The organism is Micromonospora craterilacus (assembly GCF_003236315.1).
GTDB classification, from domain to species: Bacteria; Actinomycetota; Actinomycetes; order Mycobacteriales; family Micromonosporaceae; genus Micromonospora; species Micromonospora craterilacus.
Window position 1 is genome coordinate 1 of the sequence record NZ_POTY01000169.1, and the last position, 16,086, is coordinate 16,086.

Here is a 16,086-nt window from a genome sequence, read left to right on the forward strand (position 1 = left end):
GCGGGGGAGCGGGGTCCGCGGCGACGTAGGCGTACGCGACCTCGGGCAGCGCCAGCAGGTCCCGGATCACCTCGTCGGCGTCCACCTCCGCCGGCAGCGTGAGCTGGTACCACGAGGCCAGGTCGGGAGCCGGCTCGCCCGAGCGCGCTTCCGCCTCGGCGGTCAGCACGGTCAGCTCGTCGGCGGACACGTGCTGCATCAGCGGCGCGAAGTCCGTCGACCGGTACGCGTCGAGCACCGCGCGGACGCGCTGCAGGTTGTCCGAACGGCCACCGGCCCGGAGGGCGTCGTTGGCGCCGCGGACCTGGAGGGATTCCTCGAACTTCACCTCCAGCCGGACCTCCGACGAAACGGTGTCCGAACCGTGGGCGTCCCGTCCGTCCGCCAGGTTGCCGGAGACGGTCAGGGCGGTCGTCGCCCCGGTCAGCTGGTCCGCCCGCTTCAGTTCGTCCTTGTCGAAGTGGACGACGAGATCATCCCGGCCGTCGTTGTCGACATCGGTGGTGAAGGCGAGCGGGCGGTTGCCCTCCCGGGCGACCCGGACGCCCTTCCCCGCGGCGTTGCCGAGCAGCACGGACGCCGGGTCGAGCGTGCTGGCGTCGACCCGGTCGTCGGTCAGGACGGCGACGGGGATGAATCCCGGACTGGCGAGGTTGATGCCCTCCGGCATCTCCACGGTGAGCTCGACCGGGTGTGGGTCCGCCTCGCCGGCGTGGGCCGCCGGCATGGCGAGCAGGGTGCCGGACACGACCAGGGCACCAGCGCTGATGGCGGCGAGCAACGGCCTGGTCATGGCCGACCTCGCTCCGACACGGCACGGCGGCCCGGGCTCCGACTACTGTGGAACGTCCTTCCGATCGCTGAGTCGCCACACATAGTGATCCCTTCCAGGGCAGTGTGCTATTGCACTATCACACCGTATTGCGACCACCCTGGACGGTCAAGGGTCAGCTTTCACCGGCCTCGATCGAGGCTCTCGTCGGTGAGCGGGATGGGGGTGGCCGGACGCGTCGCGTCAGACCTCCAGCGGCAGGCCGTCCTGGTGCAGACGGAAGCCGTCGAGATCGGTGGGATCGGCCGCGAGGCGCAGGCCAGGCAGCTGTTGCGCGATTCGTTCGAACATGATCCGGCTCTCCAGGCGGGCCAGGTGGGCGCCCAGGCAGAAGTGGATGCCGTGCCCGAAGGCGATGTGCTTGCGGACGTCGGTGCGGTGGATGTCGAAGACGTGCGGCCGTTCGAACACCGCAGGGTCCCGGTTGGCTCCCCACAACGACAGCCCCACCCGGTCGTACGCGGGGATCCGCCCGCCGGCGATCTCGACGTCCTCGAAGGTGAACCGTGGTGGCACGATCTCGACCGGCCCCCGGAACCTGAGTGTCTCCTCGACCACCGCCGCCGCCAGGGACGGATCGTCCCGCAGGGCCTGCCACTGCTCGGGGTGGGTAAGCAGCAGACGAATGCCGTTGACGATCATGTCGACGGTCGTCTCCTGGCCGGCGACGAGCAGCAGTTGCACCAGCGCCACAAGCTCGTCGCGGTCCAGCCGGTCGCCCTGCTCCTCGAGCGTGACCAGCTGCGAGATCAGGTCATCGGCGGGGACCGCACGGCGGCGCGCCGCCAGCTCGTCGAGGTACGCCCCGAACTCCATGGTCGCCGCCGGGCCGTCGATGCTGGCCGACACGATCGCCGCCGACCAGGCGCGGAACCGCGGCCGGTCCGACTCCGGAATGCCGACCAGCTCGGCGATGACGTTGACCGGCACCGGGTCGGCGAGGTCGGCGATTCCGTCGATGCGTCCGTGCTGGCGTGCCCGCGCGACCAGCCGATCCGCGAGGTCGCCGATCCACGGCTCCAGCCGGGCCACCGCCCGGGCCGTGAAGCCGCCGCTGACCAGCCCTCGTAGCCGGGTGTGGTCGGGCGGGTCGAGGTTGATGAGCTGGCGAGCCTCGATTCTCGCTACTTCCGACAGTTCGTGCAGGGCGGGTTGCCAGCTGCCGGGGGAGTGCCGGTGCACCTCGTGCCCGATCGCCGGATGGCGCAGCCCTTCCAGCACATCGGCATGCCCGGCGATCACCCAGAACGGGTTACCCGCCGGATCGATCTGGAGCACCGGCCCGCCACTGTCTCGTACCCGGTCGTAGAACCCGTGCGGATCACGGCGGACCGCCGGATCCCACAGCTCTGAGACGCCGAACTCGGCGACCACGTTTCCTCCTTGAACCGGAAGTCCACTGTGCGCTGCGGGCGCCTTGCGCATCCCGCTGGATGGCACGCGCCTGGTCGCCAACGTCAGGAGTTCGGCCGTGCCGCGGACAGCTCGACGCCCGCTCGACCAGGAGGTTGAGCGCTAACATAGGTATGTTTCAGGTCTATGTCAATGCCGCGACCTTACCCGATCGTAGGGGTTGACGACCTCAGAGTTAACGCTCACACTCGCTGACAATCACGGACCCCGCAACCGATGACTCAGCCCCTTCCGCGGCCGCTATGGGCACCGACTTCTGTGGACCAGCACGACGGTTTAATGGAGGAGGTTCGATGTATTAACTCCGACTCGGCCATCAAACCCGCTCCCGGCGCAGTGGGCGGAAACGCGCAGAATGCTCCGGCGCCGCGCTGGCAGTCGCCAGACTCGCGCCGTACGTGATACACACCTGCCCCGAACCGGGACCCGCGCCGCCGACGTACGGCCGGACCGCTTCGGCGCAGCGGCTCGGCATGGCGTGGTGAGCCGTCCGCGACGGGCCGGCGCCCGGCGACGTTTCTCGGCGCCCTGTCGCCGGCGCAACGCCCACATCGACCACTCATCCAGCGACAGTCCGGAACGGCGCACCGAAATCTGTCCGCCGCAAGCCGGCCGACCGCTGGTCAGCCGGGCTGGTCATCCGCCTGGGTGATCGCCGCCTCCGCCCTGGATGACAGCCGACCAACCGGGCCGAGGCCAACCCATCAAGCGGACCTGGATCTACATACCGCAAGCAGGAGGCTGGCCGGGTGGCCAGCACATACCACCGGGAAAGGACGATCCTAAGTGGCTCAAACCGAGAAGCTTCCCGTCAGTCGACGGCAGGTTCTTCAGGCATCAGCCATCGGGGTGGCCGCGGTGGCCACCGCGAGCGCGCTCCCCGCGAGTGCTGCCCAGGCAGCGACCGCCACCGAGACGACAGCCGGCCCGACCGCGCTCGACGCGATCCCGACCGACCTCGGTGCCGGCGCTACCGCCCCGGTCCGGCCGTTCCAGCTGCGCGACGTGCGGCTGGGCGACGGTCTGCTCCAGGAAAAGCGCGACCGCATGAAGAGCTACCTTCGGCAGCTCGACGAACGGCGCTTCCTCGTGCTGTTCAACAACCAGGCCGGTCGGCCGAACCCGGCGGGCGTGACCGCACCGGGTGGCTGGGAGGACGGTGGCCTGCTCAGCGGTCACTGGGCCGGCCACTTCATGACGGCCCTGGCGCAGGGTTACGCCGACCTTGGCGAGCCGATCTTCAAGACCAAGCTCGACTGGATGGTCGACGAGCTCGCGGCGTGCCAGACCGCGATCACCGCGCGGATGGGCAACGGTGGCCCGGGCGGCGGGGACCCGGAGGAGCCACCGATCGGTCGGGTGACGGGCCGCTTCGGTAACGGTCTCCGGCTGAACGGGCCCAGCCGGGCGGAGCACGTGACCCTTCCGCAGGAGGCGATCAGCCAGCTCGCTGACTTCACCATCGCGTCCTGGGTGAATCTCGCGGCTACCCAGAACTGGAGCCGGCTGTTCGACTTCGGCCAGAACAGCACGGTCAACATGTTCCTGGCCCCGCGCTCCGGTGCTACCGGCAACGCGCCGAGGTTCGCGATCACGGTCAGCGGCAGCGGCGGCGAGCAGCAGATCAACGGCACCACGGCGCTGCCCATCAACCAGTGGGTGCACCTGGCCGTGACGCTCGCCGGGAACACGGGCACGCTGTACGTGAACGGTCAGCAGGCCGGCCAGAACACGAACATGACGCTCAGCCCGGCCAACCTGGGGAACCCGGGAAACCGGTGGATCGGGCGGTCGCAGTACGGCGACCCGATGCTGAACGCGACCGTCGACGAGTTCCACATCTTCGACCGCGCCCTGAGCGCGGCGGAGATCCAGTCGCTTCAGGACTCGCCGGCCGGTAGCACCAGCGGCGGCTCGATTGCCTGGTACCGGTTCGAGGAGGAGGGTGGCTCCACGATCCGGGACTCCTCGCCCAACGGCCGCGACGGCGGCATCGTGCCGATCCAGAGCGGCGGGACCGGGCTCTGGGTCCCGACCCACCCGGGGTACCTGGGCGCGATCCCGGAGGACGCGGTGCTCCGACTCGGACCGCCGAGGTGGGCCGTCTACGGCAGTAACGCCGCCACCAACACCTGGGCGCCCTGGTACACGCAGCACAAGATCATGCGTGGTCTGCTCGACGCGTACTACCACACCGACAACCAGAAGGCCCTCGACGTGGTCGTCAAGATGGCCGGCTGGGCGCACCTCGCGTTGACCATCGGGGACAAGAACCACCCCGCGTACCCGGGCCCGATCACCCGGGACAACCTGAACTACATGTGGGACCTCTACATCGCCGGCGAGACCGGGGGTGCGAACGAGGTGTTCCCCGAGATCTTCGCGCTCACCGGTGACGCGAAGCACCTGGACACCGGCAAGTTCTTCGACAACCGGGAGTCGCTCTTCGACGCCTGCGTCCAGAACCGCGACATCCTCGTCACCACGCCGCAGACCCGTCCCGGTCGTCGCCGTCCGGAGCGGCTGCACGCCAACTCGCACGTGCCGCAGTTCGTCGGCTACCTGCGGGTCTTCGAGCACAGCGGGGACAACGACTACTTCCTGGCCGCCAAGAACTTCTACGGCATGGTCGTACCGCACCGCATGTACGCCAACGGTGGTACGAGCGGTAACTACCCGGGCTCCAACAACAACATCGAGTTGTTCCAGAACCGGGGCAACGTCGCGAACTCGATCGCCGCGGGTGGCGCGGAGACCTGCACCACCTACAACCTGATCAAGCTGGCTCGTAACCTGTTCTTCCACGAGCACAACCCGGCCTACATGGACTACTACGAGCGGGGTCTGCTCAACCAGATCGCCGGTTCGCGGGCCGACAGCACCAGCGTCAGCAACCCGCAGGTCACCTACTTCCAGCCGTTGACCCCGGGTAACGCCCGCGGCTACGGCAACACCGGCACCTGCTGCGGCGGTACGGGCATCGAGAACCACACCAAGTACCAGGAGACGATCTACTTCAAGTCGGCCGACAGCAAGGCCCTCTGGGTCAACCTGTACGCGCCGTCGACGTTGACCTGGGCGGAGAAGAACTTCGTCGTCACCCAGGAGACCAAGTACCCGCGGGAGGACACCACCAAGCTGACCGTCAACGGCAGCGGGCCGCTCGACATCAAGCTGCGGGTGCCGGGCTGGGTGCAGAAGGGCTTCTTCGTCAAGATCAACGGCGTCAGTCAGAACGTCAACGCCACGCCCAGCAGCTACCTGACGCTCAGCCGGACCTGGTCGCCGGGCGACACCATCGAGGTTCGGATGCCGTTCAGCATCCGGATCGAGCGGGCGATCGACCGCCCCGACACGCAGTCGATCTTCTGGGGCCCGATCATCATGCAGCTCACCGGGAACCCGGGGGGTGGCAACTTCCGTGAACTGTCCCTGTACCGCCACCTGAAGCGGGACGGCGACTACGCCCGCGCGGCGGTCACTCACACCAGCACCACGGCAGCGGGTGACTCGCTCTTCGCCGCGCAGGGCTTCAACCTGCGGCCGTACTACGTCGGCGACACGCAGGCCGCCTCGACGTACTTCCGGCGGGTCGAGCCGACGATCGTGTTCGGATCCATCGACACCGGCGTGCCCAACCGCAAGCGTAACGACGGCCTGCCGAACTACGACGTCCCCGTCACGGGCATCGTGTCACCCGGCACCGACGGCCCGACCTTCCTCGACCTGGTCTGGGACAAGGCACCCTTCGCCAGCCACGGCCAGTTCGTGTCGACCGTCACCCAGACCGCCGAGGCGTTCGTCACGGCGGGCGTCTTCACCGCGGCGGAGAAGGATCTGATCGTCTCGCACGCCGCCCAGTCGAGGCAGGAACTCGAAACGCCGCACACCTGGGACGTCGAGGTGGAGGCTCGTACGCAGCGCATCGGCACCACCGCCTACGTCTCCGTCAACGCCCGCAACGACGACGACGTGCCGCTCACCATCGAGCTGATCACGCCGTACGGCTCGCGGACGGTGACCGGCGTCGCCCCGGGCAAGGCCGCCTACCAGGCGTTCAACAGCCGCAGCGCGTCGGTGCCGGCCGGCACCGTGACCGTAAAGATCACCGGAACGGTCGACGGGGAACCCGTGACCGCGCAGATCGAGGCGTCGTACGGCGCGTTCGGCAGCTAGCCCCTCACCGCGGTGGCGGCGTCCGGCCGGGCGCCGCCACCGTCTTTCTGGCTGGATGACAAAGGAGGATCGAAATGAACACATGGAATCGTAAGCGGCTGTTCGCGGCGGGTGCCGCGGGTGCCATGTTGGCCGGTTCGGTGGCGGTCGGGTCGCCGGCGTTGGCGGAGCCTGGTGACGAGGCGGACGTTCGCGTGACCGTCGACATCGAGCCGATCAAGGAGCCGGGTGTCCTGGCGATGTCGATCGCCGGTGACTCGGTTGCTCTGGCCGAGGACGGGTCGACGTTGTTGGTGCGTCAGTTTGTCGGCACTCTGCCGACGGTGACGGTGACGGACACGCGTACGGCGGATGAGGTGCCGGCGGGTGCGGCGTGGGCGGTGCTGGGTAGCGCGACCGACTTTGTCGGTAGTGCGGGTCAGGTGCCGATCGGTGCCGGGCATCTGGGGTGGAAGCCGCGTCTGATCGACGGCGGTGACACCGGCTTGGTGTCCGAGGGTGAAGAGGTCGTGACGGTTCTGGACGAGGCGACTCAGCCGGGTAACAACGTGGGTCTGGTCGACCAGGAACTCCTCGTCTCGACCTTCGACTCCGGCGCGGTCGCCGGTGACGCCTACTCGGTCAACGCCGATCTGTTCCTGCGGACCCCGGCGGATGTCGCCGCGGGTGCGTACACCTCGACGCTGACCCTGTCGCTGTTCGAGTAATGGACCGGCGGGGGCCCTGCGTGGCCCCCGCCGATCCCTTGCCGAGACGGGTTCGTCAGAGTTTCGGAAGGCGTTTCGGGCCCCGGATTCTGGCGCCCATTTCTGATCCAGATCGGTGGGGCTGCGCGGTGTAATCTTCATCGGAAGTGAGGGGACCAGCGGGTGTGCCACCGGGCTGAGACCGCACCGAGACGTCGCTGAAAAGGTTTGCAGGCGTACTGTTGCCAGGGGTGGTCGGCCAGGACGCTCGGGCGGCAGCCGGTCGGCCTGCACCCCGCAGGTGCCGGGTCGCTGGGAGGGAGCACCACATGACGACCGGGCCCGAGGTCCCCGCAAACCGCACGGCCACCCTCACCGACGTCGCCAAGCTCGCCGGGGTGTCGATCGCCACCGCCTCCAAGGCCATCAACGGGCGCGGCGAGGTGCGGGCGACCACCCGGGTCCGCGTGCTGGAGGCCGCGGAGCTGCTGTCCTTCGCGCCGAACGCCCTCGCCCGCGGGCTGCTGAGCGGCCGGACCGGAACCGTCGGCCTGCTGACCAGCGACCTGGAGGGACGCTTCTCGATTCCCATCCTGATGGGCGTGGAGGACGCCTTCGGGGCGGGCCAGGTCTCGGTCTTCCTGTGCGACGCACGTGGTGATGCCATCCGGGAGAAGCACCACGTACGCGCGCTGCTGTCCCGGCGAGTGGACGGTCTGATCGTCGTGGGTTCCCGCACCGACCCCCGCCCGCCGCTGGCCGGCAACATCCCGGTGCCGGTCGTGTACGTCTACGCCCCCTCCGCAAACCCGGACGACATCTCGATCACCGTCGACAACGTGGGCGGCGGCCAACTCGCCATCGAGCACCTGCTGTCGTGCGGCCGGCGCAACATCGCCCACATCACCGGTGAGGCCGGCTTCCAGGCGGCCCGGGACCGCGCCGACGGCGCGGCGGCGGCACTCGCCGCCGCCGGCCTGCGCATGATCGGCCACCGGCCGTACTTCGGGTCGTGGGACGAGTCGTGGGGACGCGCCGCGGCGCACATGGTCGTCGAGCAACACCCCGAGGTCGACGCGATCTTCTGTGGCAGCGACCAGATCGCCCGAGGTGTCCTGGAGACGCTGCGCGACCTGGGACGCGACGTGCCGGGCTCGACCTCCGTGATCGGCTTCGACAACTGGGATGCCGTCGCCGCGCACTCCCGCCCGCGCTTGACCAGCATCGACATGAACCTCAAGCGCCTCGGCGCGGTGGCCGGCCAACGGCTCTTCGCGGCCATCGACAGCGCCACCGCGCCCAGTTCCGAAGAGTTTCCCGGCCGCATCGTGATCCGCGAGTCGACCGTGCCGATCGGCTGAGCTTTGGGGAATCAGCCGCTGCGCAGTTCGGCGGGGTTGGTGCTGGACCGTTGCAGGAGCACGCTCGCCGCGATCACCAGCAGGATGGCCAGCAGGGAGGCCGACGCGACCCCGCCGATTTCGCCCCACGGCACCGGGGTCCGGAAGGTGTGCGTGACACTGACGTACTCCAGGTAGTTCCCGGCGTCGGCCCCGGCGCACTGCTCCGGCGTACCAACACAGATCTGGCGACCCCAGCCCCCGGTCGCGGTGACGGTGAAGGCCCGCATGGCCAGCATCCCGATCAGGCCCGCGATGGCGATGCCGGGCACCGCGGGTAGCAGCACCCGCCAACACATGGCGCGGGCCAGGACGCCGCGCGGGGTGCCGCCCGCGACCAGCGCGGCGACGGTGTGCCGGCGGGCGACGCCGGACTCGACCAGCGCGATCAGCAGGGTGAGGGCGGCGACGCCGGTGAGGCCGAGCAGCACCGCGTTGACGAGGTCATGGACGTCCGAGCGGAAGGCCGCGGTGCCGCTCAGGTCCATCGGCGGCGCGTCGTAGCCGAGGGCCGGGTCCCGCATCGCGTAGGTCCGCACCGCCACCTCGGTGACCAGCCAGGAGTGCAGCATCATCGCGCCGGCACCGAAGGCGGTGAGGACCAGGATGACGGTGAAGCTGCGGCTGCCGTCGTACGGATCGGCGAGGATCTGGCGGGCGGCGATCATCGCGCTGGGCCGCCGGGTCACCCGCAGCAGCAGCCGGGCGCTCTGGTAGCCGATCCAGGCGACGGTGAACATCAGACCGAGCAGCATCAGGATCGTGCAGGCGAGCAGCCCGAAGACGAAGAGATCCTCGCGGGCGGGGCTCATGCCGCCGGGCCGTACCGACTCACTGCGCATGATCGCGTTCATCGCCGTCAGGCCGGCCAGGCCGAGCACCAACAGCAGCATGGGCCAGGCGCGTACCCGCTGCTGTTTGCTCTGCCGTACGACACCGAACGGTGTGATCGCCACCCGGCGCAGCAGCAGCACGGTGAGCAGCGTCGACAGCAGCGGTACCCCGACAACGATGCCGACGATGGCCGGAGCGGGTGGCAGCACGTCCGTCGGCAGGGGACGTTTGCCGTCCGGCCCGGGGGCGTCCAGCAGCACCCGCCCGGCGAAGTAGCTGGCCGCACCCAGCGTCGCCCCGATCGTCGCGGCCAGGCCGGTTTCCACCGCGGCGACCCAGCCGACCTGACCCGGCGTGGCACCGGCCATCCGGAAGGCCGCCAACCTGCGGTTGCGGCCGGGCGCACCGAGCCGGGCGCACTGCGCGACCAGGAACATGATCGGGATGCTGAACAGCAGCGTCGCCAACGCGACGTTGGTGAGGATGACCGGGTGGGTGAACATCCGGCTGGGGTAGCGGCCCGAGTCGGGCTCGATCGTCAGCACGGTGGCGCAGGACAGCAGCACCAGCACGGCGACGGCCGCGCCGGCAGCGGTGATCGGCACGCGGGCCCGGTCGGCGCGGGTGCCGGCGAACGCCAACCGGAGGACGTCGGCGGGCCTCACCGGGCCTCCCCGGCGACGGTGACCTGGCCGGCGGTCTCCAGCTGGCCGTCGCGCATGGTGATCTCGCGGTCCGCGTAGGCGGCCACCTGCACGTTGTGCGTCACGACCAGCACGGTGGTGCCGTGATCGCCGGCCAGCCGGACGAGTTCCACCATGACCTGCTCGCCGGCGAGGCTGTCCAGCGCACCGGTGGGCTCGTCGGCGAAGAGCACCTCCGGCTCGGTGACCAGCGCCCGGGCCAGCGCCACCCGCTGCTGCTGGCCGCCCGACATCTCGCCGGGCCGCTTGCCGGCCAGGTCGCCGACGCCGAGCCGGTCGAGCAGCCGCTGGGCCCGTACGGCCGCGTCCCGGAACCGCGATCCACCGAGTTGCAGCGGCAGGGTCACGTTCTCGACGGCGGTCAGTTCCGGGACGATCTGGCCGAACTGGAAGAGCACCCCGAACGCCGTCCGGCGCAGCCGGGAGCGCGTCGCCTCGCTCACGTTGGTGATGTCGCGCTGCTGGAACTGCACGCTGCCCTGGTCCGGCCGCAGGATCCCGGAGAGGCAGTGCAGCAGCGTCGACTTTCCGCAGCCGCTCGGGCCGGTCACGGCCACGATCTCGCCCCGGCCGATGACCAGCGACATGTCCCGCAGCGCCGGGGTCGGCCCGTACCACTTCTCGATGTTCTTCGCTTCGAGGATGGGGTCGTTCATGCCTGCACCTCCGCGCGGAGCTGGCCGATCCGGTCCAGCGTGGTCGCCATCCAGCGCAGGTCGGCGTCGAGGTGGTTGAGCAGGTAGTCCGCGACGGCCAGTTCGGTCACCGAGGCGCCGCCGGCGGTCTTGACCTGGGTCAGCTCGCGCATCCGTGCCAGGTGGGCGGCGCGCTGGGTGGCGAGGAACGACCGGGCGGTCGCTTCGTCCGGCGTGGCGACGAGCGCCACGAGGACCTTGACGAATAGCTGGGCCGAGATGTACGCCGCGGGCGGCACCGCCTCGCTGAGCCAGTTGTCCAGCTCGACTCGACCGTCGGTGGTGAGTCGGTAGGCCACCCGGTCCGGTCCGCCGACCCGCTGGTGTGCCGCCTCCGCGATGTATCCGTCGCGCAGCATCCGGGCCAGGGTGGTGTACATCTGCCCGAAGGCGAGCGGCTTCACGCCCAGCAGCCTGCGGTCGTGCTCGCGTTTGAGTTCGTACCCATGGCTGATCCCCTGCCCGGCAAGGATGCCGAGCAGCGCATGCGTCGTTGACATGCGCCCCACTATTCCCTGTGGGAATAGCTGCCGTCAATCGAACACGCCTGAGCCGTCGACACGTGGGCGGCACGGCGGGCGGGCAGCGAGCCCGCCCGCCGCGCTACGTCAGCCGGTCGCCTTGATCTCCAACAGCCCCACCGAGGCGGCGTTGGCCTGCAACACCACCCGCAGCCGGGACGTGCTCACGGCCGGGAAGGTGACCCGGTTGTACTGGTTGATCGCGATCGGATACGCGCTGGCTCCGGGCACGTCGGCGTAGGCGCTGCCGGTCCAGTACTGCAACCGCCACGACGCCGGCAACCGCACGCCGCCGTTGTCGTCGAAGAAGTACACCTCCGCCGCGCGCAGCGTCTGCGTGGACGACCAGGTCAGCTCGGCCCACTGTTGCCCCTGGTTCGGCCAGGTCCCCCAGCGCGGGTTGACCGTGTCGTTCGACGACGGTGGGTCGATGCCGTCGTTGAGCGCGGCCACCGACTCCCACGGCGAGGTGTACGACGCGGAGGGTGTCGCCGAGCCGGCCAGGTTCCCGGACGGTGGCGGGCTGCCGCCCCGGCCGTACAGCTTGACCTCGGTCAGGCCGGTGCGGAAGCCGGTGGCATGGGTGAGCTGCACTCGGATCCGCTGGGTGCTGACCGGGGTGAACTGGACCCGGTTGTAGTTGGCCCGCGCCACCGTCGGGGTCTTCACCTGGCTCGCGGCGTTGACCCAGGCGCTGCCGTTCCAGTACTGGACGTTGTACGAGGCCGGTGCCCGGTAGCGGTTGCCGGCGCGGTCGTCGCGGAAGTACAGCCACGCGTCGTCGACGGTCCGGGTCTGGCCGAGGTTGACCTCGTACCAGTCGGTGGCGTTCGGCGACCCGGTACTTCCCCAGATCGGTGCGTTGGTGGGGAACCCGTCGACCGCCGCGCCGGTCGAGGTGCCCGAGGCGGTGTACGACGCCGACGTGGTGGCGCCCTGGGCCAGGTTCGGCGTGGTCGAGGTCAGGTCGACGCCGGCCTTGGCGAACATGTCGACCATCCGGGCGCTGGTCTGGCTGACGTCCTGGGGCAGTTGCAGCCCGGAGAACGCGGCGCTGAACGTGGTGGTGCCGCCCGCCGGCAGGGTGACCGCGCCGGTGGCCGGGTTGTAGAGCACCCGGGTCAGCCGGTCCACGGTGGCCACCCGGCTGCCGTTCAGGTAGATCGAGTAGCCCTGCGGGACGCCCGGGTAGCGGGTGATCCCGTCGGCCGGGTCGTCCCAGACCACGCTGAGGTTGGCGTTGCGGTAGCGCAGGTTGTTGACCGCGAAGTGGGACCAACCGATGTTGATCGGCGACAACTCGATGGTGTTGTCGGTACGCGGGCGCAGGCCGGCCACGTCCTCCACGACGGTCCAGTTGCTGCTGCCCAGGATGTTGTGGTGGATCCAGGACCGGTAGGTGATCGACGACCCGTTCCAGTTGGACCAGAACTCGTTGGCGTCGGGCCACTGGGTGTTGCCGTTGACGTACTGCGCCCAGGCGTTCCAGTAGAGCAGCTTCTTGTAGTGCTCGGCGGTCATCCACTGGTTGGGGTAGTTGCGCAGCACCGAGGAGTAGAGCCGGAACTGCACGGTGGAGTTGATGGTGGAGAAGTTGTTGCTGCCGGGGTTTCCGGCGGCCGCCGCAGCGGCCTTGTCCCGCTGGTTGGCGGTGTAGAAGGGGAAGATCGGATACTCGGCCGGGTCGTTGAAGAGCCGCAGCGCCTCGCGGTACGTGGCGGTGTTCGGCATCAGCCCGACGGCGTACGGGTAGTAGTTGTTGATCTCCTTCCACGGCACGTGGGTGTTGGTGGCGACGTGCCGGTGCTCCAGCAGTTGCCGGCTCGGGTTCCACAGCACGTTGACGATGCCGTCGCGGACCCGGTTGGCCAGGGTCTGCATCTCGGTGGCCTTGGCGGTGTTGCCGAGCACCGTGTACGCCTGGGCGGCGGCCAGGGCGTTGCTGTAGACGTACGCCCCCTCGGCCCGGTCGAGGTTGCCGGAGCGCCAGTGGAACGACACCGCGTCGGCGTCGTTGCCGGTCATCGCACCCCAGTTGTACTCGATCACGCCGTTGTTGTTGGTGTCGTAGGTGGCCAGCTGGCCCTTGACGTCCATCTCGGCGTAGCGGGCGAAGTTCTGCAGCATCGCCGGCTGCCCGCCGTGCAGCTGGTACGCCCGCCAGGCCGCCTCGGACAGGTACTGGGTGTAGCTGTTCGACCAGTTCTCCGGATCACCGGGGTTGTCCATGAACCGGCCGTTGGCCGAGGACTGCCCGACCGACAGCCAGGGGCCGTACGAGTAGATCGGGTTGCGCAGGTACTTCAGGTCGTCGACGTGCATCGGCTGGGTCAGCACGATGGCGTTGTTGTACCCGGTCACCCCCTCGATCGAGGTGGGGAACTGGAAGTCCTGGCCGGGGATGTCCACGTCCAGGTGGTTGAAGCGCATCAGCCACCAGCGGTAGTAGATGTTCTTCTTGATGGCCGGGTCGGGCACGTCGATGTAGGGCAGGTTCTCCGCCCACCAGCGGTTGTAGTCGCGTACGTGGGTGGCGAACGCGGCGGCCGCGGTGGCGTTGCGGTAGCTGGTGTACTCGGTCATCGACTCGGGGATCTCGTCGGTGACGAAGCCCAACTGCACCTTGGCGGTGACGCTCTGCCCCGCGCCGAGGGTGACCGAGCGGTTCAGGCCGCCGCTGCTGACGCTGAACCCGTCCCCGGACAGCCGCGGGCGGATGGTGGTCAGGTTGTTCTTCACCTGCCGGCTGCCGGTCAGCTCACTGCCGCTGCCCGAGGCGGCGTACGGCGAGGTGACCCGCAGTTGCACGGTGCTGCTGGTCGAACCGGTGTTGGTCACGGTCAGGTTGGTCACCGCGACGTTCTGGTGGGTGACGAACTTCGTGACGTCGGCGCGCAGCGACCCGCCGGTGTAGACGCCGCGCCAGTGGCTGGGCGCCTGCCAGCGCTGCGCCACCTGCTCGGTGAGGGTGCCGGTGCCGACCGTGATGGTGTACGCGCTCTGGCTGCTGATGTTGTCCCAGTAGGCGGTGTTCCCGCCGAAGCCGATCACCGACGGGTTGTGGGTGTACATGAACAAGCCCCGGCCACGGGTCATCAACCAGGCGCCGGCCGGGTCGTTGCCCGGGCGGGCCAGCAGCCGGTCCATCCAGAAGTCGGTGCCAGCGCTCTCGGCGTCGTAGATGGCCTGCATGGTGTTGCCGGTGGAGTAGCCGACCGGTGGCGCCGGCACGGCCGGCCCGGAGAAGGTGGGGTAACCGATGGTCTGCTCGGCATACGCCGGGCCGCCGGAGACCGCCAGGGTGCCGGCTACCAGGGTCGCGGTGACGAACGCGGCCAGCGCCGCGCGTACGGGCTGGATTCTGCTCATGGTTGGAACGCCATCCATTCCAGGACTCCGGTGGAGTAGCCGGTACGGGAGGTGATGTTCAGCCGCAGCCGGGTCGTGCTGACCGTGCTGAAGGTGGTGACGTTGTAGGTGTCTGCGGCCACCCCGCAGGTCGACTGGTTGGGCACGTTGACGTACGCGCTGCCGGTCCAGTACTGCACCTGGCAGGAGGCGGGCAGGTCGATGCCCTGGTTGTCGTCGAACCAGTAGGTGGCGGTGCGGTTGATGCTGCGGGCGCTCGGCCAGCGGTACTCGATCCACTGGGTGCCCTGCTGCGGCCAGTTGCCGTAGGCGAGGTTGCTGCGGTCGGCGGAACTGGTCGGCACCCCACCGTTGTTGATCGCCGCGAGGCTTTCCCAGGCGGACACGTACGAGGTGGAGGCGGTGGCGGAGGGAGCCAGGTTGGTGCCGGCCGGCGGCTGGACGCCGCCGCCCGGGTTGGGCGGCGGGCCGGTGGTGGTCTGCACCACCGGCTGGATGGTGCCGTCGGCGTTGAAGTACATCCGGTCCACCGCGACGGAGCGGCGGAAGTTGCCGCCGCCGGGGGCGTTGGCGTTGTGGTAGATCATGTACCACTGGCCGTTGAGCTGCGCCACCCCGGCGTGGTTGGTGGTCGAGGAGACCTGGCCGAGCACGACGCCGCGGTGCGTCCACGGGCCCATCGGGTTGGTGGCGGTGGCGTAGCGCTGACAGGCGTAACTCGACGAGGTGACGCAGCCCTGGGTGTCGTTCGCCGCGTAGATCATGTAGTAGAGGCCGTTGCGCTTGAACATGAACGGCGCCTCCCAGAAGTTGGTCAGCCCCTGCGGGGTGACCACCGAGCCCACCGTGTCGATCATGTTGCTGGCCAGCCGGACCGCCCGGGCTCCCCAGTAGCCGCCCCAGTAGAGGTACGCCTGGCCGTCGTCGTCGACGAAGACGGTGGGGTCGATGTTCAGCGGCGAGGAGTTCGGGGTGCTGTCGCTGATCAGCGGCCCGCCCTTGGCGTCGGTGAACGGGCCCAGCGGGCTGTCGGCGACCGCGACGCCGATGTCCATCCAACCGGGACCTCGACCGTTGACCGAGGTGTACCAGTAGTAGCGGCCGTTGCGGTACTCGACCTCGCTGGCCCAGGCGTCGGCGCCGGCCCAGCCGAAGGTGCCGATGTTCGCCCGTGCCCCGTGGTGGGTCCAGTTCGCCGCGTCGGTGGAGGAGAGCACGTGCCACTCGCGCATCACGAAGTTGTTCGTGCCCGTCGGCGCCTCGTCGCGACCGGCGTAGATGTACATCGTGTTGCCGACCACGAGTGGCGCGGGGTCGGCGGTGTAGATGGTGGTGATGATGGGGTTGGCGGCCGAGGCGGGCGAGGCGAGGGCCAGGCTCGCGGCCAGCACGGCGGCGCAGCCGGCCGCCAGGGCGCGGACAATGGGTCGTCGTCGCACGGGGGTCTCCTGTCGGG

At 69.3% G+C, this 16,086-nt stretch carries 10 protein-coding genes; 3 read left to right on the top strand and 7 right to left on the bottom strand.

The annotated features are described in order from the left end of the window. Both C1I95_RS23145 and C1I95_RS23150 read right to left on the bottom strand, forming a co-directional pair. Positions 1-793: hypothetical protein (locus C1I95_RS23145; RefSeq protein ID WP_199523869.1), on the bottom strand; the 793-nt coding region annotated here is incomplete at its 3' end. A gap of 222 nt (positions 794-1,015) precedes the next feature. Then, a complete protein-coding gene (locus C1I95_RS23150) occupies positions 1,016-2,206 on the bottom strand; it encodes a cytochrome P450 (protein ID WP_158566450.1) in 1,191 nt (396 codons plus the stop codon). Between the two features lie 897 nt (positions 2,207-3,103). Here C1I95_RS23150 and C1I95_RS23155 point away from each other — a divergent pair. The 3 genes from C1I95_RS23155 (at position 3,104) to C1I95_RS23165 (ending at position 8,468) form a co-directional block, all read left to right on the top strand. Beyond that, on the top strand, positions 3,104-6,421 hold the full coding sequence (locus C1I95_RS23155) for a beta-L-arabinofuranosidase domain-containing protein (RefSeq protein WP_233513828.1): 3,318 nt from the start codon (positions 3,104-3,106) through the stop codon (positions 6,419-6,421). A gap of 74 nt (positions 6,422-6,495) precedes the next feature. Next, complete coding sequence (locus C1I95_RS23160; protein WP_111216593.1) at positions 6,496-7,128, top strand: hypothetical protein; 633 nt, start codon at positions 6,496-6,498, stop codon at positions 7,126-7,128. A 308-nt stretch (positions 7,129-7,436) separates the two neighbouring features. After that, on the top strand, positions 7,437-8,468 hold the full coding sequence (locus C1I95_RS23165) for a LacI family DNA-binding transcriptional regulator (RefSeq protein WP_111216595.1): 1,032 nt from the start codon (positions 7,437-7,439) through the stop codon (positions 8,466-8,468). 11 nt (positions 8,469-8,479) lie between these two features. Here the strand turns inward: C1I95_RS23165 and C1I95_RS23170 are convergent, their stop codons facing one another. From C1I95_RS23170 to C1I95_RS23190, 5 genes are all read right to left on the bottom strand, one after another. After that, complete coding sequence (locus C1I95_RS23170; RefSeq protein WP_111216597.1) at positions 8,480-10,006, bottom strand: FtsX-like permease family protein; 1,527 nt, start codon at positions 10,004-10,006, stop codon at positions 8,480-8,482. Continuing rightward, complete coding sequence (locus C1I95_RS23175; RefSeq protein ID WP_111216599.1) at positions 10,003-10,701, bottom strand: ABC transporter ATP-binding protein; 699 nt, start codon at positions 10,699-10,701, stop codon at positions 10,003-10,005. Before C1I95_RS23175 ends, C1I95_RS23170 begins: the two co-directional genes overlap by 4 nt. After that, positions 10,698-11,240 (bottom strand): PadR family transcriptional regulator, encoded by a 543-nt coding sequence (locus tag C1I95_RS23180; protein WP_111216601.1) that lies wholly within the window; start codon positions 11,238-11,240, stop codon positions 10,698-10,700. Before C1I95_RS23180 ends, C1I95_RS23175 begins: the two co-directional genes overlap by 4 nt. Positions 11,241-11,348: 108 nt before the next feature. Further along, positions 11,349-14,630 (bottom strand): discoidin domain-containing protein, encoded by a 3,282-nt coding sequence (locus tag C1I95_RS23185; RefSeq protein WP_111216603.1) that lies wholly within the window; start codon positions 14,628-14,630, stop codon positions 11,349-11,351. Next, the coding region (locus C1I95_RS23190; RefSeq protein ID WP_325048854.1) for a glycoside hydrolase family 43 protein at positions 14,627-16,086 on the bottom strand (1,460 nt) is incomplete at its 5' end. The genes C1I95_RS23190 and C1I95_RS23185, both read right to left, overlap by 4 nt.

Coding starts and splice junctions, on each gene's coding strand:
- C1I95_RS23160 (WP_111216593.1), top strand. CDS start 6,496: ATGAACACATGGAATCGTAAGCGGCTGTTCGCGGCGGGTGCCGCGGGT.
- C1I95_RS23180 (WP_111216601.1), bottom strand. CDS start 11,240: ATGTCAACGACGCATGCGCTGCTCGGCATCCTTGCCGGGCAGGGGATC.
- C1I95_RS23175 (WP_111216599.1), bottom strand. CDS start 10,701: ATGAACGACCCCATCCTCGAAGCGAAGAACATCGAGAAGTGGTACGGG.
- C1I95_RS23185 (WP_111216603.1), bottom strand. CDS start 14,630: ATGAGCAGAATCCAGCCCGTACGCGCGGCGCTGGCCGCGTTCGTCACC.
- C1I95_RS23165 (WP_111216595.1), top strand. CDS start 7,437: ATGACGACCGGGCCCGAGGTCCCCGCAAACCGCACGGCCACCCTCACC.